The sequence below is a fragment of the Amycolatopsis ponsaeliensis genome (genome assembly GCF_030182635.1).
Lineage (GTDB): Bacteria > Actinomycetota > Actinomycetes > Mycobacteriales > Pseudonocardiaceae > Amycolatopsis > Amycolatopsis ponsaeliensis.
Map to the genome: position 1 here is coordinate 45,500 of NZ_JAPZLD010000061.1, position 17,396 is coordinate 62,895.

Below are 17,396 nucleotides of genomic sequence, written 5' to 3' on the forward strand. Positions count from 1 at the left end.
CCCAGCCCCGGGTGCGCTAGCGTGCCCGGGTGGGCCACGCTCCGGATTTCGAGACGGTCGTCGCGCGGCATCGGCGGGAGATCCAGGTGCACTGCTACCGGATGCTCGGCTCGTTGAGCGATGCCGAAGACCTCGCCCAGGAGACCTTCCTGCGTGCGTGGAAGGCCCGGGACAAGTTCGAGGGCCGGGCCAGTGTGCGGACCTGGCTGTACCGGATCGCGACCAACGCCTGCCTCGACGTCCTCGCCCGGCGGCCGCGGCGGGTGCTGCCCGATCAGCTCGGGCCCGCCGGCGAGCCCGACGGGCCCATCTCGGCCGTCGACCTGCCGTGGCTCGAGCCCGTCCCGGACCGGTTGCTGGACGAAGCCGGGCCGGACGCCGTCGTCGTCGAGCGGGAGACCATCGAGCTCGCCTACCTCGCCGCCGTCCAGTACCTGCCGCCGCGGCAGCGGGCGGCGCTCGTCCTGCGGGACGTCCTCGGCTGGTCGGCCCAGGAGACCGCGGACCTGCTGGAGACGAGCGTCGCGTCGGCGAACAGCGCGCTGCAGCGCGCCCGGGCGACGCTGCGTGAACGCCTGCCCGCGCGCCGTGCCGAGTGGACGGCCGGCGACGCGACGGCCCAGGAAACCGCGCTGCTCAAGCAGTTCATCGCGGCTTACGAACAGGGTGACCCCCAGGCGGTCGCCCGGCTGCTGCACGCCGAGGCCCGCGCGGTCATGCCGCCCTACGAGCTGTGGTTCGCGAGCGCGGCGTCGATCGTCCGGGCGTTGTCGCTGTCGCTCGACCCCGCGTCACCGCACTGCGTCGGCCGCTTCCGGATGCGGGCGACGCGCGCCAACCGCCAGCCCGCCGTGGCGACCTGGCTCCGGCGCCCGGGTACGGACGAATACCGCTGGTTCGGGGTGTCCCTGCTGACGATCGAGCACGGGCTGATCACGGACCTGGCCGCCTTCGAGTCCGTCCCGGCGGCGGTGTGGGGAATGCCGGAGACCTGGCACGACGAGTGAGCACGATGACCTCGGGTGGCCCCGTCCGGCATCTCGTACCGATCAGCGGCGTGCGCATTCGGTAGTGCGTCGCTCACCCGCGAAGGGCGTGAAAAAGCCCGGGCGGGTGATTCACGGGGAATCACCCGCCCGGGCGCACACCATCCGGAAAGAAATTCTTCCGATTTCGGTGTTCGGCTTTCCTGGCCGCCGGGAAGAGGTCACCGGGCGGCGGGTCAGGCTACTCGGTGCCGCTGCGGCGCGGTGTGCGTCAACCGGCGTCGGTCCTCGGCGGTGGTCCCGCCGAAAACACCGTGGTCCAGGCCGTTGTCGAGCGCGTAGCCCAGGCATTCGGCGCGCACCGGGCAGCGCGCGCACACGGCCTTGGCCTGCGCGGCCTGCCGGGCGCCGGGGCCCATCGCGGAGATCGGGAAGAACAGTTCCGGGTCCTCGTCCTTGCAGGCCGCGAGTTCCGCCCAGCCCGTCATCGTGGCTTCCATTTCCTTCGTTCACCTCCCTCTGCTTCTACTGTTTCCCATTGTCATGGCGCGTCAACCGACTTGACCGCGGCGGACGCGCGAGCTTATCCGCGTCGGTCAAGGGGGTTTTGGCTTCGGTCCCCGGCTCACCCTCCGGGCAACCAAGACTGCAACACATGAGAGTACGCCTTCCTTCCCGGGATCTCGATGTCGATCACGTCACCCGATCGGCGTGAGCGCGCTCCGGCGTGTCCGCGTGACATGCGCCGGCGGCCCGCGCTTTCCCGGCACCGCACGGCCTTCCCGATCGGGGTGCGTCAGGCCGCGGCCGCCGGGCCGGTGTCCGGAATCCGCCGTTCGCGGCCTCTGCGCCGTTCGCCGGACCTGCGCCGGCTGCCGGGCTCGATCGAGTGGGTCGTCGGGACCGGGTACCCGAGATGCCCGCACCCATTCGTCACCGGCCGTCACCATCCGGAGCAGGCCATTACTCCCATCGAGCAGTCTTGATCGAATCGTTACACGTAGCGGTCACCTCAGCGCACTTGTTCCAGTGGAGGCGAGGGGTGGTGAGGGGTCCATGTGGGCTGACGACGATTTCGACGCGTTCTTCCGCGCCGACTTCCCCCCGCTCGTGGCGTTCCTGTGCAAGGCCGGGTTCGAGGCCGAGCTGGCCCGCGAGATCGCCGCCGAGGCGATGCTGCACGCGCTGGAGGCGTGGCCGACCCCCGAAGACCCGCGGGCCTGGGTCCGCCGCGTCGCCGGGCGGCTGCTCGACGCGGTCGGCGACACGCACGCGGACCGGGCACCGGACGACCCGCAGGACGACGAGAAGCTGGCCGCCCTGGTCGACCAGCACGCGGGGTTCATCGACCTGCTCGCCTCCCTCCCCGGCCAGCAGCGGATGGTCCTCGCCTGGTCCCTCGACGGCTTCACGCCCACACAGATCGCGACAGCGCTGCGCGTCGCCCCCGCGACCGTCCGCTCCAACCTCCGCCACGTGCGGGAACGCCTCAGGCGCCACCGGGCCGCACGACCCGGCGACCAGCGGGACAGGGAAGGGTGAGCACCATGCCGGCAACCGAGTACGGGGACCCCGCGACCACGGAGCTGCTGCGGGAGTCCAACGCCGCGCTGCACGACTCGCTGCGCGTCGGCCTCGACGTGGAGGGCACCCTGCTCCGGGTGCGCAGCCGCGCCCTCGTCCGGGAGATAGCCGCGGCGCAGCCCCCGGAGGCCTTCCCCTCGCACTGGCGGCGGCACGACGAGCCGGTCGCCGACGCGATCGCCGGCGACCACGCCGCGACCGCCCGCCTGCTCGCCACCATCCGGCCGCTGGTGGTGCGCTACTGCCGCGCCCGCGTCGGACGGCACGAGCGGTCGTTCGCCTCGGCCGACGACGTCGCCCAGGAGGTGTGCGTGGCCGTGCTGACCGCGCTGCCGTCCTACCGCGACCAGGGCCGCCCGTTCCTCGCGTTCGTCTACGGCATCGCCCAGCACAAGGTCGCCGACGCGCACCGCGCCGCGGCCCGCAACCGCGCCGACCCGGTCCCCGAAGTCCCCGACGGCGTGTCCGAAGCGGACGGCCCGGAGCAGCACGCCCTGCGGTTCGAGCTGAACGAACGCCTGGCGCGGCTGCTGGACGTGCTGCCGGCCAAGCAGCGCGAGATCGTCGTGCTGCGGATAGTCGTCGGGCTGTCCGCGGAGGAGACGGCCGCGGCGGTGGGCTCGACGCCCGGCGCGGTGCGCGTCGCCCAGCACCGCGCGCTCGCGCGGCTGCGAAGACTGCTGACCGGCGAAGAGGACTGACCGGCTACCGCAGGTCCGCGACGCCGGGAACGACCACGCCGTACAGGTCGGCGATGGTCGCCAGCGCGCCGTGGTGCAGCTCCGCGGCGCTCACCTCCGCGACCGGGGTCGCCAGCGGCCGGGTGGCGCAGGCATCGGCGACGACGGTCGGGCGGTTGCCGCGCAGGAACGCGCCCTCGGCGGTGAACGTGACGCACATGTTCGTCATGAACCCGGCGATGACCACGTCCTCGTGCCCGGCGGTGTCGACCCGCTCGCCGAGATCGGTCCGCACGAAGGCGTTCGGCACACCCTTGACCACCACCTGCTCACCTTCGGCGGGGGCAACGTCAGGGTGGATGCCGCCGATCTCGGCCCGCACGTCGTACGGCGTGCCTTCGCCGCCGTCGTTGACGACGTGGATCACCGTCGTCCCGGCGGCGCGGGCCGCTTCGAGCAGGTCCTTGGCCGCGGCCAGCGCGGGTCGCCACCCCTCCAGCTCCATGACACCGCGGGTGTAGGTGTTCTGGTAGTCGACCAGGATCAGCGTCGAGCCGGCCAGTGCGGCCGGGGTCCCGTCGAGCCCGTTCAGCTCACGCAACGTCGTCCTCGCCATGTTCGGGTGTCCTTTCGCGGTGTTCGCCCGGCTTGCCCGGGCACCACCGACGCTAAGCTCGACCGGGAGTGTCGGCAATGACATGCTTGACGCAGAAACCGACACGGAACGGAACGCGATGGAGCACCCCGAGCGGCTGGTCGTGGTCGTCCTCTTCGACCGGATCGACCTCCTCGACGTGACCGGCCCCGCCGAGGTTTTCTCGCTGCTGCAACGGGAACTGGACTCCCCCGCCGGCTACCGCGTGCTCCTCGCCGCCGAGACGCCGGACCCGGTGACCACCTCCGCCGGGTGCGCGTGCTGCCCGACATCACCTTCGCGGAACTGGCCGGCACGTCGATCGACAGCCTGGTCGTGCCGGGCGCGGTGACCGTCGGGGAAAACCGGGAGATCGTCGCCCGGTGCGACCCGGCCGTGGTCGAGACCGTGCGCCTGCTGGCCGGCCAGGCCCGCCGGGTGGCGTCCGTCTGCGTCGGGGCACACCTCCTGGCGGCGGCCGGGCTGCTCGACGGCAAGCGCGCCACCACGCACTGGTCCACCGCCCGGCAGCTCGCCGCGGACCACCCCGAGGTCACGGTCGACGCCGACCCGATCTTCATCCGCGACGGCAGCGTGTGGACCGGGGCCGGGCTGAGTGCCTGCCTGGACCTCGCCCTGGCGCTGGTCGCGGACGACTTCGGGCCCGGGCCGGCGTCCCGGGTCGCCCGCCAGCTCGTCATGTTCCTCCGGCGGCCGGGCGGGCAGAGCCAGTTCAGCGTGGGCATCGAGCCGGCGTCGGCGACCCGGCGCGTGGACGAGCTGCGCCAGTACATCGCCGCCCACCTCGCCGACGCGCTCACGGTGACCGAGCTCGCCGCCCGGGTCCACCTGACCGACCGGCAGATCACCCGCGTGTTCAAGGCGGAGCTGGGCATGACGCCCGCCGCCTACGTCGAGCACGCGCGGGTCGAGGCGGCCCGGCAGCGGCTGGAAACCACCGACGACACGCTCTCGCGCATCGCCGGGACCTGCGGTTTCGGCACGGTGTCCACGCTGACCCGGGCGTTCCGCCGGACGGTGAACACGACACCGGGCGAGTACCGCGAGCGGTTCCGGGTCGAGCCGGCCTAGCGCCGCACGCTGTCCAGGACGAACTCCTCCAGCGCCGCCGCCGGTCCCTCCTGGGATTCACGCGACAGCAGCATGAACTCGATGTCGCCGGGCTCGGGCAGGCCGTCGAGCTCGACGAGGTCGCCGGGCACCAGGCTGCGCGCGTGCAGGGTGACGCCGAGCCCGGCCGCCGCCGCTGCCCTCAGGCCGGTGAGGCTCGACGTCTGGCACGCGGCCCGCCACTCCAGCCCGGCGCGTTCGAGGCACTCCACGGCGAGCTGCCGCGTGATCGAGGGCATCGGGTACTGCACCAGCGGCACCGGCTGGCCGGGCTCCAGCACCGTCGCCGCCGAGCCGATCCAGACCAGCGGCTCCCGCCAGAGCAGCCGGCCGTGGTGGGCGCCCGGGCGGCGCTTGCCCAGCACCAGGTCCAGCTGGCCGGCGCGCAGCCGCTGCGCCAGGACGTCCGAGAGCTCGACGGTCAGCTCGACGTCCACCAGCGGGTGGCTGCGGCGCAGCCGGTGCAGGATCTCCGGCAGCTCGCCGAGCGCGAAGTCCTCCGAGACGCCGAAGCGCACGCGGCCGCGCAGCTCGGCACCGCGGAAGTGCCGCTCGGCACGCTCTTCCGTGTCGACGATCGTCTGCGCGAACCCCAGCATCGCCTGCCCGCGCGCGGTGAGCTCGACGGTGTGGGTGTCGCGGGCGAAGAGCAGCCCGCCCGAGTCGCGCTCGAGGCGCCGGACGTGCTGGCTGACCGTCGGCTGGCCGACCCCCAGCCGTCGCGCGGCCGCGGTGAAGCTGCGCGTCTCGGCGACGGCGAGGAACGAACGGCACAGGCGCGGGTCCAGCACCCGGCCACTTTATCGTGATTCGCGATGACAGTCAGTCCGGTCATCGGGGTTCACAATGAGCACGGCGTCACCGAGAATTGCCGTGGAAGGAGATCCATGTCCCGCTTTCGCCTCGACCCGTTCGTCGTCGCCATCCTCGCCACCGTCGGAGTCGCCACGCTGTTGCCCGCTTCGGGCGTCGTCGCCGACGGCTTCAGCACCGCCACCACGATCGCCGTCGGGTTGCTGTTCTTCCTGTACGGCGCCCGGTTGTCCACCCAGGAAGCCCTCGACGGGCTGCGGCACTGGCGGCTGCACGCGGTCGTACTGGCCGCGACGTTCGGCCTCTTCCCGCTGCTCGGCCTCGCGCTGTTCCTGCTGCCGTCGTCGGTGCTGCCTGCCCAGCTCGCCGCCGGCGTGCTGTTCCTGGCCGTGCTGCCTTCGACCGTGCAGTCGTCGATCGCGTTCACCTCGATCGCCCGCGGCAACGTCGCGGCGGCGATCTGCAGTGCGTCGCTGTCCAACCTGGCCGGGATCGTGCTGACACCGCTGCTGGTGGCGCTGCTGCTGTCCGGGGACGGCGCCGGCGTCGACGGTTCGGCCGTGCTCGGGATCGTGCTGCAGCTGCTCGCGCCGTTCGTCGCCGGCCAGCTCGCGCGGCGCTGGATCGGCGACTGGATCACGCGCAATTCCGCGCCGCTCAAGCTGTTCGATCGCGGGTCGATCCTGCTGGTCGTCTACACGGCGTTCAGCGCGGGCATGGTCGAGGGCATCTGGCACCGGCTCGACGCGGGTCAGCTGCTGGTGCTGCTCGGCATCTGCTGCGTACTGCTCGCGGCGGTGCTGGGCGCGACCGGCTGGGGCGCCCGCCTGCTGGGCTTCGCCCGCGCCGACCGGATCACGATCGTGTTCTGCGGGTCGAAGAAGAGCCTGGCCAGCGGGTTGCCGATGGCGACGGTGCTGTTCGGGCACGCGCAGGTCGGGCTGATCGTGCTGCCGCTGATGCTGTTCCACCAGATCCAGCTGATCGTGTGCGCGACGCTGGCCCGCCGGTACGCGCTTTCGGCGTCGCCGGAACTCGTGCCCGCCTGACCGATGAGTTTCCCGGGCGGCCGCAGTCGGTACCGGTGATCCCCACCGGAAGGCGGCACCCATGGCCAAGGTCATTTACCACATCACGATGTCCCTCGACGGCTTCGTCGCCGGCCCCGCCGACGACATGACGTGGCTGTCGGGCCTGCACGCCGGGCCGAACCCGGCCGTCGAGCGGCTGCTCGGCGAGATCGGGGCGATCGTGATGGGGCACAACACGTACGCACCGGCGACGACGGCCGAGGGCAAGGTGTACGGCGGCCGCTGGGAGGGCCCGATCTTCGTGGTGACCCGCTCGGCGGCGCCTTCGCCGGGCTTCACCCTGGTCGACGACCTGGGCAAGGCGGTGACGGCGGCGTCCTCGGCGGCCGGGGACGGGTACGTCGCGGTGCTGGGCGCGACGACGGCCCGGCGCTGCCTGGAAATGGGCCTGCTGGACGAGGTGCTGGTGCACGTGGCGCCGGTCCTGCTCGGCGACGGCGTCCGGCTGTTCGACCACCCCGGCGGCACGCGGGTGCGGCTGGAGCCGCTGGAGCTGAGCAGCACCGGGCCGATCGGCAACTTCCGGTACCGGGTGGCGTGACTGCTCACCCCAGCAGGACGTTCTTGTAGAAGATGTTGGCGTAGCGGTTGATGTTGTCCATGCTGCTGCGCGAGCCGAAGCCGAGGAACAGCCGGGTCTCGCCGGCCGCGGTGCGGTAGATCGCCATGCCCTCGGGTTCGCGGTAGACGAGCGACTCGCCGGCTTTCGTCAGCGCGCGGCTCATCACGGTGCCAGTGTTCATGTCGATCCGCGTGACGTAGGAGTCGATGTCCGCGGCGTCGGCGTGGCCTTCACCGTCCAATGTGTACAGGCAGTTGCCGAAGACGGTGTAGCCCTGGAAGACCACGCTCCCGGTGCTCAGCGCGGGCTGCGGGAAGTGCGCCAGCGGCGTGGAGAAGTCCCCGGCGGCGGCACTGGCCAGGGGGAAGACGCTGTACCACATCTTGCCGCCTTCGCTGCGGCGCACGGCGATCCGCTGGTACACCGGGTCGGTGGCGCACGTGATGGTCTTGCTGCCGGTGAGGAACTTCTTCACCGACGGCGTGCCGCCGTCGACGAACTTGAAGCGCGCCAGTGCGGTGCCGCGGGCGTCGGTCGTCGTCCCGTCGGCGTCGCATTCCATCCAGATGTAGGACGCGGTGCCGACGGGCTCCACCCCGATCGACACGCCGTGCCCGGCGTGCCCCAGGTGCATCGAGCCGAGCAGCTCGCCGCTGAAGCTGAGCTGGTTGACGCAGAGGTCGTCGCCGGAGGTGCCGTTCTGCGCCTGGACGACGAAGAGCCGCCGGTTCACGTTGTCGAAGGCGAAGCCCTGCATGACGTGGTGCGACTCGTGGAGCATCTTGCTGCGGAAGAGATCGTAGGACGGCTGGGTGATGTCGAAGTACGGCGAGACGGGCACACCATCGTCGGCAGCGGCGGCGGTGCCGGCGAGCGCGGCACCGGCACCGAGCGCGGCGGCCGTCGCGACGGTCGCGCGGAGCAGCGTCCGCCGGGACAGCGCGGTCGGGTGGGGGTTCATGGCGGTGAGGTTCCCGCGGCGACGTACACAGCACGTACAACCCCGGTACATCGGCGGGCGTAACGGCGGAGGCCGGCCGGGCGACTCCGGGCTCCGAGGGAGGGATCGTCATGAAACGAAACGCATTCGCGGCTTTGGCCGGCGCTCTGGCGGTGACGGCGGGGGCGGTGGTCTTCGCCGGGGCTTCGGCCGCGGTCGGGCCGTCGCCGGCGCCGATCGTCCAGGCGGCGCAGGCCACCTGCGTCACCGACGGCAACGGCTTCTGCACGGTGACGCACAGTCTCGGCAAGGTGCCGGAGGCGGTCGTGGTCTCGCCGAACACGCCGAGCGCGTTCAACGGGTTCGTGCTCAACACGGTGCTGGGCTCCTCCACCGCGACCACGTTCCAGGTGCGGGCGATGTTCACGCAGACCACGCCGAAGACGTTCGGCCAGATTTGGTTCACCTACGCGGCTTACGGTTCGGCGGCACCGCCCACTACACCTCCGCCGCCCACCACACCGACGACTCCACCCACATCCGCGTTCCCGACCACCACTCCGGGCAGCTGAGTGGAATCCGCACGCTCACCGCGGCTTGGGCGACGGCTTCCGCAGTTCCTCGGCGAAAATGGCGTCCACGCGCCGGTTCGCGCGCCGCAAAACCCGCGCCGCCGCGCGGACCACATATCCCACTGCGAACGCGAACAGCAAAGCCAGGCCGATGGCCGCGAGGTTCGCCACGAGCGCCTCCCGGTACTGGTGTGCCAGGTAGCCCAAACCCGCCCCGGCGGTGACTGCGTCCAGCAGTGCGAGCCGGAATACGTGCGGAGCGTGCCGGGTGGCTCGCGGAGTTGTGACCATCGCCCACCCTCCCGCCGTTCCGTTCAGCGGTGACGCCCTTGCAACCTAGACGAGCTTGGGCCGGTCGGTGGCCACTTCAACCTGTTTGGCCTACCGGATCTCCCCGGATGGCCGCTGTGATAACTTGAAGCGAACTGAGTCTTCTGTGCGAACGCAAATCCGGGGGCGGTAGCTCAGTTGGTTAGAGCAGGGGACTCATAATCCCTTGGCCGCGGGTTCGAGCCCCGCCCGCCCCACCCGATCGGCCTGATCCTGCTCGTCGCTTCGCGACTTCGCCGGCATCGGGTGGTGATCATTCCCGGGGGACAACCCCCGGACCCCCAGCTCGCATGCGGCCACCGGTTGGTTCTCATGCCGGGACGTCAGGTCCATGCGACGGCTGCGGTGCTGACACTCGCGTTGGCGTGTCCACATAGGACGTCAGTGGGCGCGGTCGTAGACCGCCGCCGTCTCGCCCAATTCGCCCGTTTCGTGGTGGGCCAGCCGCCACTTCGACGCCGGGAGGCCGTCGTCGAACAACCTCGGCCCGCCGCCCGCGATCTCCGGGCAGACCATCAAGTACAGCCGGTCGATCAGGTCCGCCGCCAGCAACGCCTTGATGACGCTTGCGCTGCTGTTGACCAAAATGTCACCCGATCCGGTGGTCTTCAGGTCCGCGACGACCTCCGCGGCCGGGGCGTTCACCACGCGCGTGCGCTCCCACGGCGCCTCGGCCAACGTCGTCGAGAACACCACCTTTTCCGCGTCCACCAGCCACTTCGCGTAACCGCGGTCGCGCGGGTCGGCGTTCTCGTCCGCCGCGACCGTCGGCCAGAAACCCAGGAAACCCTCCGCGTTGCGACGGCCGAGCACCGCCGTCGTCGCGCCCTCCCAAATACGCGCGAGGTGGCGCCGCGCGACCTCGGTCGTCGCGTACGAAACGATCGCGCCCATGTCGCCGGGCCCGCCCGGGCCGTGGTAGCGCCCGTCGAGTGTGAGGCTCAAGTTCGCGGTGACTCTGCGCTCGCTCATGGTGATCAGCCCTTTCCTTCGGTGAGTACGTCGGTGAGGTGGTCGAGCACCTGGTCCCAGCCGGTTTCGAGACCGGCGATCGCGACAGCGGCCCCGACCGTCGTCGCGGTGATGCGCAGGCCCAGCCGCAGCCGGGTGCCGCCGGGCACCGACGCGAGCTCGAGGTCGTAGTGCCCGGTGAAGGACGCCTCGCCCGTCACGGCGAGGTCGAACGCGAGCCGCCCGGGCTCCGCCGCGAGGCGGACCCACCCTTCGGCGTGGTACTCGCCGTCGGCGTCGCGGTAGGCGAGCACCGCGCGCCCGCCGGGCCGCGGCTCGAGGACGCAGGCCGTGACCGTCATCGACGGCGGAACCCACCACGCCGCCAGCAGCGCCGGGTCGGTCCAGTGCCGCCAGACGAGGTCACGCGGCACCGCCAGCAGACGCTCGAACGCGAACTCCCGCCCGTCCGCCCACAAGTCGCGGTCCGCCGCCGCGGACTCCGCGTCGACGGCCGCGCGGTACCGCGCGACGGCGTCCCGCTCGCCTCGGTGCGCTTCGGTCGCCTTCGCCAGCTCCGCCAGCCGGCCCGCGAACGCCGCCAGCGGCTCGGCCTCGAGCGCGTAGACGCGGCGCTGCCCGAGCGGGAACACGGTGACGAGCCCGGCGCGGGCGAGGGTCTGGAGGTGCTTGGTGGTCTGCGGCTGCCGCAGGCCGGTCAGCTCGGCCAGCTCCCCGACCGACCGGGGACGCTCGGCGAGCAGCTCGACGATGCGCCACCGCGCCGCCTCCCCCAGTGCCGCCGCGATTCCGTCCACAGCCGCGATTTCGTCCACAGCACAGAGTATTCACATTACAGAATATTCATGTCAAGGAATATCACTCAGGGACTTTCCGAGGTCACCCAGCGCAGTCCGTAGGCATACCCCAGCTGCGGCGCGGTGAACTCCTGCGCCACCTCGCACGCGCCGTCGAGGGAGAGCGCCGGGCCCGGTTTGGCCGGGTCGGCGAGCACCGAGGTCGGGACCCGGTCGAGCCGCCACACCGTCCACGGCAGCCGCTGGGGGTCGAACCGGACCCGCACGGTGAACGACTCGCACGTCACCAGCGGCACGAACACGTACGACGGCCGGATGGGCAGGCCGTCCCGGATCCGGATGACCAGGGCGTAGGTGTGGGTGTCGCCGCGCGCCAGGGGCCGCGGGAGGTCGAGCAGCCAGCGGAAGTGCCGCTGCCCCACTCGCTGGGCGTCGGTGATCCGGACGCCCTGCTGGGCGTCGGCGGCCACCCGCCGTTCGCCGTCGCCGTCGCCGCCGTCGTCGACGCGAGGCACGGTGAACTGCGCGGAGATCCGGCTCAGCCCGTCGCGCGTCGCGACGATCTCCCGTTCTTCGATCAGCTCCGGCTCGGCGGTGTCCAGCCGCACGATCGCCCGGAGCCGCTTGACGAACCAGCCCTGGTCGGGGTCGTCGGGCACCCCGTCGCCGGGGCGCAGGCCGGCTTCGATCTCGGCGGCCAGGCGCACGAACGACCGGTCGATCCGGCGCCGGGCCGTGCGGTCGGACACCCGCAACCGGTCGGCGAGGATCCCGACGCGGTCGCTGAGCAACGCCTGCTGCGAGCCGGGGGCGATGCCGAGCGCGACGTTGACCGCGAGCTGGTCGTCGGCCGGGAATTCGGCGATCACGGCGGAAATGGCGTCGCGCAACACCCGCCGCGCTTCGCGGTCGTTCGCCGTCCGGTGAATTTCACACCAGCCGGAAACGAGCGGCCCGAGCCGGCTCCGCAGCCGTTCGGTTTCCAATCCCCAGCCGCGTCGCAATGTCGTGAGTTCGCGGAGCAACCCGTCCTCGTATGCCATGGGATTTCGATTGTGACACGCGGACTTCCGCGCGATCGGCGGTGCGGGCTGCGCCGATCAGGTGATTCCCGGGTGGCCAGCCGCTGGCCAGTTCCGGCGTGATTCGGCCAGGCGGCGGCCTTTTCCTGTTCCTCCGCTGACCGACCATTTCCCCGTCGACGACATCGGGGAGGACGAGTTGCTCGACACCACTTTTCCGTCCGCCGGGGCGGCCGCCGTCGCGGACGTCCGGCAGCTGGCCCGCGACGGCAGGCTCGCGGACTCGGCGGCGGCCGCTGCACCCCGCGAACTCGCCCGGCTGCGCGGCGCGGTCTACAGCGTCGCCTGGCCGCTGGTCTTCGCCCGGATCACCAAGCCGCTGGAGCGGCAGCGCCGGCACCCGGACTGCGCCCGCGGGCTCGAATGGCTGCGGCCCGACTGCCTCGACCGCTTCCACGACGACGTCGAAGCCGTCGTCGAGCACGCTTTGCGGCGCGCGACGGACCCGATCGACAACTTCGACGGCTGGCTGGCGACCCGGCTGAGCCCGGCGACGGTCGACGCGCACCGGCGGCGGCGCGGCGAGATCGGGGCCCTGCAACGGCCGCGCCTGCCGGCCTGGCTGAGCGAGGCCCTCGGCGGGGACCCGTGGCTGTGCGACCTCGCCGTCCAGATCCTGGTGTGGGCCGGGGTGCCGGCGACGGCGGGCGCCGAGCTGTGGCCGCTGGACGGCTGGGCCGCGCGCCGCGCCGAGGTCACCGGGGCGCCGCCGGGCGGCCACGACACGCGCGACACGCTCGACCGCGAGGTGCGGACGGTCCTGGCCGCCATGGGCACCCGGCCGAAGTGGTTCGCCGAGCACGTCGAGCGCCCGCTGGGGCACAAGCGGGCACCGGTGGCGCCGATGCCGGCGGACGGCGCGGCCGAGCCCGCCCCACTGCGGCTGGTCGGCCCGGAGGAGACCGACGACGCGCGGCTCGCGGCCCGCGCCGAGCAGGCACTGCGCGCGATCGAGCGGCGGCTGGACCGCGGCGAGGACCCGGCAACGGCGGTCGCGTCGGTGGTCCGGCGAGTGTTCGGATCGGGTGGGGACGCGCTCGACCGGTTGCCGCACAACGGATCCGCGCGCGACGATTGGTTAGCCACGGCTCTCGCCGACGAGGCCCGGCTCGACCGGATCGTGACGACGGTTTTGGCTGTCCTCGGCCGTTGAGACCGGGTGCACGTAGTGAAGACCGGTCTCCCGGCGGTCATCCTCGGCCGGCCGACATGGTTGCCCGAACCAAACGGGCCCGACGGCATCGCCCGGCTCCCGGCACCCATCCTCGTCCGGCGGGCGCAGCCCCACGTCCCGACCGTGAGCCGCCAAGCGCGGCTGCACGCGCCAAGCGACCCCAACAGCATCGCCCGGCTCCCGGCAACCATCCTCGACCACCCAGCGCGGCTGCACCTGCCAAGCGGCCCCGGCGGCATCGCCCGGCTCCCGGCATTCGTCCTCGGCCGGTGGGCACAATCCTGCGTCCCGGCCCTCCTCGACCGCTGCTCGCAGACGGGCGTCCAACGCTTCGAACAGCACGTCCTGCGGGCAGCCCGCGGCTCGTGCCCGAGTCTCGGCCGATATCAGCTCGGCCAGCAACACCTCGCGCACCGCCACTCGGGTCGCCCGCGGGAGTCTCGTGGGCGGGACAGCTGATCCGGCCACCCCGGCCTCCTTTCACCCGGTGCCGGGTTCGGCCGGCCCAGCCTTCCCCTGACGGACGGCGGACGGCGGACAGCGGACCGCCGTCAGCGCCACCACGACGGCGGGGGCGCCGGCAGCCGCAGCGGGCGGCCGGTGTGGCGGCCCGCCCAGGAGTCGGCGAGCCGGCGGGTCAGCGATACCGGCCCCAGCAGGCTGTCCTCCCACACCGGGGTCAGCTCGCCGGCCCGGCGCAGCATCGTTTCGGCCGTGGCGCAGAAGGAAATGATCGCGGCGACGGCGGCGTCGGCCCGCGCGGCAGGCCAAGCGACCGCGGCTCCCGGCAGTCCGGCCGGCATGGCCAGGCCGGGGCCGGCGGTGCAGGTGCGGGCCAGCTGGACGGCGAGGTCGAACTCGGCCGCTTCGGCGTGGCCCTGCCGGGCCCGCCAGCGAGGCGATGCCCCGGCGGCGTGCAGCCCGGCGAGCCGGGCGGCGACCAGCCCGTCCCACACCGCCATGAGCACCCCTCGCGTGTCGGCCGGGTGTGCGCCGGCGAGTTCGAGGGTGACGGCGCTGAGCCAGGCACAAGGGTCCTTGACTTGACGATCGGCGGCGACGGTCACGGCAGACAGTCTCGCACCGGAAAGCACGTCCGAGCGCAAGTTGATCATGGTTCGAGGCAGGACCACCCGGTCGGTGGCGAACCGTTGAGCGGCTGGGTAATTCCTTCGGGCACTGCGCGTGACCGAACGGTTACGACTGTGTCATCATGTCGGCGCTCAGTGCCGAGCACGCCCCCTTCGTTTTCCCTCTCCGAAAGGCCGTCGCAGCGTGATCAAGACCAGCAAGAGCCGGGCCGGCACCCAGCGAGTGACGTTCAGCCTCCCGGCCGGGGCACCACCCGGGCGCGTGAGCGTGGTGGGATCGTTCAACGACTGGACGCCGGGCCGCCACCACCTGACGACCCGCTCCAACGGCCGCCGGTCGGCGTCGGTGGACGTGGCGCCGGGCACGGTGATCCACTTCCGCTACCTCGGCGAGGACGGCCTGTGGTTCGACGACCCGGACCTGCCGGACCGCGCGGACGGCAACTGCGTCTACTCGACGAACTGAAATCGACGAACCGAACCCGCGGCGTCAGGACTTCCGGCGCGGCTTCCCGCGCTTCGGAGCGCCGCCACCCCGCCGGGCCGGCTTGCCGGCCGACTTCGCGACCGCCGGTTTCCGCTCCGGACGCTTCTTCTCCGCCTTCTCCGCCGGAGCGGGCTGGCGGCCGCGCGTGCTGTTGACCGTGCGCCCGCGGACGATGCCGATGAACGCCTCCATCAGGTCCGTCGTCTCGTCCTCGAGCCACGACAGCGCCACGCTCGACTGGGGAGCGTCGGTCACCGTCCGGTACGTCAGGTCGCGGCGGTGGTGGAGGCGCGCCAGGGACTGCGGGACGACCAGCACCCCCACCCCAGCGGCCACCAGCTCGATCGCGTCCGCCGTCGTCTCGGGGCGCGAGACAGCCGCCCGGCCCGGGAGCGCGGACCACTCGATCGTGTCATCCAGCGGCGAAAGCACGACCTCGTCCGCCAAGTCCCCTGTGGACACTTCGTCCGCCGCCGCGACCAGGTGGTCCTTGGCGACGACCACCACCGTCGTCTCCGTGTAGAGCGGGATCGCGTGGAGGCCGTCGCGGTCGATCGGGGACCGCAGCAGCGCCGCGTCCGCGCCCTGCGCCCGGAGCAGTTCCGTCGCGTCGGCCGCGGCGACCGGGAGCAGCTCCAGCGGCACGTCCGGCCGGCGCTCGGCCCACGTCCGCACCCACTTGGCGGGCGTCGCGCCCGGGACGTACGCGAGACGGAACGAGGTCACCGGGTCAGGCTACCGGGCGGGGCGCTGGCTACCCTGGACGGCATGACGTCGCACAAGACCGCCCAGACGATGAAGCCCGCGACGGCGGCGAAGAAGCTGGGCGTGTACCTCGAAGCCACGCCCCCGGAGTTCCAGGAGGGCGTCGTCTCGCGCGACGAGCTGATCGCGCTGCAGGCCGAACCGCCCGAGTGGCTGCGCGAGCTGCGCCGCACCGGCCCGCACCCGCGGCCGGTCGTCGCGGCGAAGCTGGGCGTCTCGATCGGCGGCCTCAGCCGCGGCGGGATCACCGAGGCGCTCACCACCGACCAGATCGACGCGCTGAAGTCGGAGAACCCCGACTGGCTGGTGCGGGAACGCGCCACCCAGGCCGAGGTGCGCAAGGAAACCGTGCGGGTCAAGGAGAAGGAGCACTGACCACGCTCGAGGAGGCGAAGCGCCTCGACGCCGCGGACGAGCTGGCCGCGTTCCGGGACCGCTTCGTCCCGATCACCGACCCCGGTGTCGTCGCCTACCTCGACGGGAACTCGCTGGGCCGTCCGCTGCGTGCGACGGCCGAACGGCTGCAGGAGCTCGTCGCCGACCAGTGGGGCGCCCGGCTGATCCGGTCCTGGGAAGAGCGCTGGCTCGAACTGCCCGAGCGGATCGGCGACGAGCTGGGCCGCGTCGCGCTCGGCGCCGCGCCCGGCCAGACCATCGTCGCCGACTCGACGTCCGTGTGCCTGTACAAGACGCTCCGGGCGGCGGCCGCGCTCCGGCCGGGGCGCGACGAGATCGTCACCGACTCCGCCAACTTCCCCACCGACCGGTTCCTCGTCGAGAGCGTCGCCACCGAACTCGGCCACACGGTGCGGTGGATCGAAGGCGGTGACGTCCGCCCCGAGCACGTCGCGGCCGTCATGGGGCCGCGCACCGCGGCCGTCGTTCTGTCCCATGTGGACTACCGCAGCGCCGCGATCGCGGACCTCGCGGGCATCACGCGGCTGGTGCACGACCGCGGCGCGCTCACCGTCTGGGACCTCTGCCACAGCGTCGGCTCGATCCCGGTCGAGCTGGACGCCGGCGGCGCCGACTTCGCCGTCGGCTGCACGTACAAGTTCCTCAACGCCGGGCCCGGCGCGCCCGCGTTCCTCTACGTGAGCTCGCGCCACCACGCGGAGTTCGGGCAGCCGATCACCGGCTGGATGGGCGCGGCCGACACGTTCGGCATGGCCGAGCACTACGTGCCCGCACCCGGCATCCGCCGCGCGCTGTCCGGCACCCCGCCGGTGCTCGGCATGGTGGGCGTCCAGGAAGGCGTCGCGCTGCTGGCCGAAGCCGGGATCGACCGCGTGCGGGCCAAGGCCGTCGCGCTGGGGCGGTGGGTGCTCGACCTCGCCGACGAATGGCTCGTCCCGCTCGGCTTCACGGTGGCCTCGCCGCGCGAGGACGCCCGCCGCGGCGGGCACGTCACCCTGCGGCACCCGGACGCCGAGCGGCTTTCGCGGGTGCTCATCGAGAATGGCGTGCTGATCGACTTCCGCCGTCCGGACGGCATCCGGGTCGGGCTGAGCCCGCTCACCACCGGCTTCACCGAGGTCCGCGCGGCCATGGACCGGATCCGCGAACTCGCCGCCTGACCGCCCTGCCGCACTCGGTCGTGAGTGAGAAACAGGGTTAGAACTGTCGATGGGCGCTGGCGTGCGCTCGCGGGTGGGATGAGAATCGGTGGGCGTGTCGCCGGTCGACGTCGGCTGTGTTTGGCCGT

The 17,396-nt window shown here is 72.3% G+C and carries 22 protein-coding genes and 1 tRNA gene; 13 read left to right on the forward strand and 10 right to left on the reverse strand.

Annotated features, from left to right (window positions below):
* The first annotated feature begins 29 nt into the window (after positions 1 to 29).
* On the forward strand, positions 30 to 1,007 hold the full coding sequence (locus tag QQ657_RS50105) for an RNA polymerase subunit sigma-70 (RefSeq protein ID WP_284749524.1): 978 nt from the start codon (positions 30 to 32) through the stop codon (positions 1,005 to 1,007).
* 215 nt (positions 1,008 to 1,222) lie between these two features.
* On the opposite strand, the gene QQ657_RS50110 is transcribed toward QQ657_RS50105, so the two are convergent.
* A complete protein-coding gene (locus QQ657_RS50110) occupies positions 1,223 to 1,486 on the reverse strand; it encodes a WhiB family transcriptional regulator (RefSeq protein ID WP_284749525.1) in 264 nt (87 codons plus the stop codon).
* 556 nt (positions 1,487 to 2,042) lie between these two features.
* On the opposite strand from QQ657_RS50110, the gene QQ657_RS50115 reads away from it, so the two are divergent.
* Positions 2,043 to 2,528 carry an RNA polymerase sigma factor gene (locus tag QQ657_RS50115; protein ID WP_284749526.1) on the forward strand — a complete coding sequence of 162 codons (486 nt, stop codon included), beginning with the start codon at positions 2,043 to 2,045 and terminating at the stop codon, positions 2,526 to 2,528.
* Positions 2,529 to 2,674: 146 nt separating this feature from the next.
* Complete coding sequence (shbA, locus tag QQ657_RS50120; RefSeq protein ID WP_350310769.1) at positions 2,675 to 3,271, forward strand: RNA polymerase sigma factor ShbA; 597 nt, start codon at positions 2,675 to 2,677, stop codon at positions 3,269 to 3,271.
* 4 nt (positions 3,272 to 3,275) lie between these two features.
* On the opposite strand, the gene QQ657_RS50125 is transcribed toward shbA, so the two are convergent.
* The gene (locus QQ657_RS50125; protein ID WP_284749528.1) at positions 3,276 to 3,866 is read right to left on the reverse strand and encodes a cysteine hydrolase family protein; all 591 of its coding nucleotides are present in this window, start codon (positions 3,864 to 3,866) and stop codon (positions 3,276 to 3,278) included.
* A gap of 82 nt (positions 3,867 to 3,948) precedes the next feature.
* Between QQ657_RS50125 and QQ657_RS50130 the strand changes: the two genes are divergently transcribed.
* A complete protein-coding gene (locus tag QQ657_RS50130; RefSeq protein WP_284749529.1) occupies positions 3,949 to 4,236 on the forward strand; it encodes a type 1 glutamine amidotransferase family protein in 288 nt (95 codons plus the stop codon).
* Positions 4,158 to 4,976 (forward strand): GlxA family transcriptional regulator, encoded by an 819-nt coding sequence (locus QQ657_RS50135; protein WP_284749530.1) that lies wholly within the window; start codon positions 4,158 to 4,160, stop codon positions 4,974 to 4,976. The genes QQ657_RS50130 and QQ657_RS50135 overlap by 79 nt, the downstream gene beginning before the upstream one ends.
* On the opposite strand, the gene QQ657_RS50140 is transcribed toward QQ657_RS50135, so the two are convergent.
* Positions 4,973 to 5,806: a LysR family transcriptional regulator gene (locus QQ657_RS50140; RefSeq protein ID WP_284749531.1), complete on the reverse strand. Its 834-nt coding sequence runs from the start codon at positions 5,804 to 5,806 to the stop codon at positions 4,973 to 4,975. The genes QQ657_RS50135 and QQ657_RS50140 overlap by 4 nt on opposite strands.
* A gap of 96 nt (positions 5,807 to 5,902) precedes the next feature.
* On the opposite strand from QQ657_RS50140, the gene QQ657_RS50145 reads away from it, so the two are divergent.
* Positions 5,903 to 6,877: a bile acid:sodium symporter family protein gene (locus tag QQ657_RS50145; RefSeq protein ID WP_284749532.1), complete on the forward strand. Its 975-nt coding sequence runs from the start codon at positions 5,903 to 5,905 to the stop codon at positions 6,875 to 6,877.
* Between the two features lie 61 nt (positions 6,878 to 6,938).
* A complete protein-coding gene (locus tag QQ657_RS50150) occupies positions 6,939 to 7,460 on the forward strand; it encodes a dihydrofolate reductase family protein (protein WP_284749533.1) in 522 nt (173 codons plus the stop codon).
* A gap of 4 nt (positions 7,461 to 7,464) precedes the next feature.
* Here the strand turns inward: QQ657_RS50150 and QQ657_RS50155 are convergent, their stop codons facing one another.
* Positions 7,465 to 8,442, reverse strand: coding sequence for a phage baseplate protein (locus QQ657_RS50155; RefSeq protein WP_284749534.1), 978 nt, complete (start codon positions 8,440 to 8,442; stop codon positions 7,465 to 7,467).
* Between the two features lie 110 nt (positions 8,443 to 8,552).
* Between QQ657_RS50155 and QQ657_RS50160 the strand changes: the two genes are divergently transcribed.
* A complete protein-coding gene (locus QQ657_RS50160; protein ID WP_284749535.1) occupies positions 8,553 to 8,993 on the forward strand; it encodes a hypothetical protein in 441 nt (146 codons plus the stop codon).
* Positions 8,994 to 9,008: 15 nt separating this feature from the next.
* Here the strand turns inward: QQ657_RS50160 and QQ657_RS50165 are convergent, their stop codons facing one another.
* Positions 9,009 to 9,284 carry a hypothetical protein gene (locus QQ657_RS50165; protein ID WP_284749536.1) on the reverse strand — a complete coding sequence of 92 codons (276 nt, stop codon included), beginning with the start codon at positions 9,282 to 9,284 and terminating at the stop codon, positions 9,009 to 9,011.
* Between the two features lie 162 nt (positions 9,285 to 9,446).
* Here QQ657_RS50165 and QQ657_RS50170 point away from each other — a divergent pair.
* Positions 9,447 to 9,520 (forward strand) — tRNA-Ile (locus tag QQ657_RS50170).
* A gap of 184 nt (positions 9,521 to 9,704) precedes the next feature.
* Here the strand turns inward: QQ657_RS50170 and QQ657_RS50175 are convergent.
* The 3 genes from QQ657_RS50175 to QQ657_RS50185 all read right to left on the reverse strand — a co-directional run bounded on the left by QQ657_RS50175 (position 9,705) and on the right by QQ657_RS50185 (position 12,135).
* Complete coding sequence (locus QQ657_RS50175) at positions 9,705 to 10,295, reverse strand: dihydrofolate reductase family protein (protein ID WP_284749537.1); 591 nt, start codon at positions 10,293 to 10,295, stop codon at positions 9,705 to 9,707.
* 5 nt (positions 10,296 to 10,300) lie between these two features.
* Positions 10,301 to 11,092 carry a metalloregulator ArsR/SmtB family transcription factor gene (locus tag QQ657_RS50180; protein ID WP_284749545.1) on the reverse strand — a complete coding sequence of 264 codons (792 nt, stop codon included), beginning with the start codon at positions 11,090 to 11,092 and terminating at the stop codon, positions 10,301 to 10,303.
* A 65-nt stretch (positions 11,093 to 11,157) separates the two neighbouring features.
* Positions 11,158 to 12,135, reverse strand: coding sequence for a hypothetical protein (locus tag QQ657_RS50185; protein WP_284749538.1), 978 nt, complete (start codon positions 12,133 to 12,135; stop codon positions 11,158 to 11,160).
* A gap of 178 nt (positions 12,136 to 12,313) precedes the next feature.
* Between QQ657_RS50185 and QQ657_RS50190 the strand changes: the two genes are divergently transcribed.
* Positions 12,314 to 13,327, forward strand: coding sequence for a hypothetical protein (locus tag QQ657_RS50190; protein ID WP_284749539.1), 1,014 nt, complete (start codon positions 12,314 to 12,316; stop codon positions 13,325 to 13,327).
* A 572-nt stretch (positions 13,328 to 13,899) separates the two neighbouring features.
* On the opposite strand, the gene QQ657_RS50195 is transcribed toward QQ657_RS50190, so the two are convergent.
* Positions 13,900 to 14,415, reverse strand: a complete 516-nt coding sequence (locus QQ657_RS50195) for a hypothetical protein (RefSeq protein ID WP_284749540.1) — start codon at positions 14,413 to 14,415, stop codon at positions 13,900 to 13,902.
* A gap of 208 nt (positions 14,416 to 14,623) precedes the next feature.
* Here QQ657_RS50195 and QQ657_RS50200 point away from each other — a divergent pair, with 208 nt between their 5' ends.
* Positions 14,624 to 14,905 (forward strand): early set domain-containing protein, encoded by a 282-nt coding sequence (locus QQ657_RS50200; protein WP_284749541.1) that lies wholly within the window; start codon positions 14,624 to 14,626, stop codon positions 14,903 to 14,905.
* Positions 14,906 to 14,929: 24 nt separating this feature from the next.
* Here the strand turns inward: QQ657_RS50200 and QQ657_RS50205 are convergent, their stop codons facing one another.
* Positions 14,930 to 15,652: a LysR substrate-binding domain-containing protein gene (locus tag QQ657_RS50205; RefSeq protein ID WP_284749542.1), complete on the reverse strand. Its 723-nt coding sequence runs from the start codon at positions 15,650 to 15,652 to the stop codon at positions 14,930 to 14,932.
* A gap of 42 nt (positions 15,653 to 15,694) precedes the next feature.
* Here QQ657_RS50205 and QQ657_RS50210 point away from each other — a divergent pair, with 42 nt between their 5' ends.
* Positions 15,695 to 16,066: a DUF5997 family protein gene (locus tag QQ657_RS50210; RefSeq protein WP_284749543.1), complete on the forward strand. Its 372-nt coding sequence runs from the start codon at positions 15,695 to 15,697 to the stop codon at positions 16,064 to 16,066.
* On the forward strand, positions 16,063 to 17,268 hold the full coding sequence (locus QQ657_RS50215; protein ID WP_284749546.1) for a kynureninase: 1,206 nt from the start codon (positions 16,063 to 16,065) through the stop codon (positions 17,266 to 17,268). Before QQ657_RS50210 ends, QQ657_RS50215 begins: the two co-directional genes overlap by 4 nt.
* Positions 17,269 to 17,396: the final 128 nt, after the last annotated feature.

Bases quoted from the DNA above. Each gene is read 5' to 3' on its own strand.
- QQ657_RS50125 (WP_284749528.1), bottom strand. From the start codon at position 3,866: ATGGCGAGGACGACGTTGCGTGAGCTGAACGGGCTCGACGGGACCCCG.
- QQ657_RS50175 (WP_284749537.1), bottom strand. From the start codon at position 10,295: ATGAGCGAGCGCAGAGTCACCGCGAACTTGAGCCTCACACTCGACGGG.
- QQ657_RS50185 (WP_284749538.1), bottom strand. From the start codon at position 12,135: ATGGCATACGAGGACGGGTTGCTCCGCGAACTCACGACATTGCGACGC.
- QQ657_RS50165 (WP_284749536.1), bottom strand. From the start codon at position 9,284: ATGGTCACAACTCCGCGAGCCACCCGGCACGCTCCGCACGTATTCCGG.
- QQ657_RS50210 (WP_284749543.1), top strand. From the start codon at position 15,695: ATGACGTCGCACAAGACCGCCCAGACGATGAAGCCCGCGACGGCGGCG.
- QQ657_RS50155 (WP_284749534.1), bottom strand. From the start codon at position 8,442: ATGAACCCCCACCCGACCGCGCTGTCCCGGCGGACGCTGCTCCGCGCG.
- QQ657_RS50145 (WP_284749532.1), top strand. From the start codon at position 5,903: ATGTCCCGCTTTCGCCTCGACCCGTTCGTCGTCGCCATCCTCGCCACC.
- QQ657_RS50160 (WP_284749535.1), top strand. From the start codon at position 8,553: ATGAAACGAAACGCATTCGCGGCTTTGGCCGGCGCTCTGGCGGTGACG.
- QQ657_RS50150 (WP_284749533.1), top strand. From the start codon at position 6,939: ATGGCCAAGGTCATTTACCACATCACGATGTCCCTCGACGGCTTCGTC.
- QQ657_RS50110 (WP_284749525.1), bottom strand. From the start codon at position 1,486: ATGGAAGCCACGATGACGGGCTGGGCGGAACTCGCGGCCTGCAAGGAC.
- QQ657_RS50115 (WP_284749526.1), top strand. From the start codon at position 2,043: ATGTGGGCTGACGACGATTTCGACGCGTTCTTCCGCGCCGACTTCCCC.
- QQ657_RS50130 (WP_284749529.1), top strand. From the start codon at position 3,949: ATGCTTGACGCAGAAACCGACACGGAACGGAACGCGATGGAGCACCCC.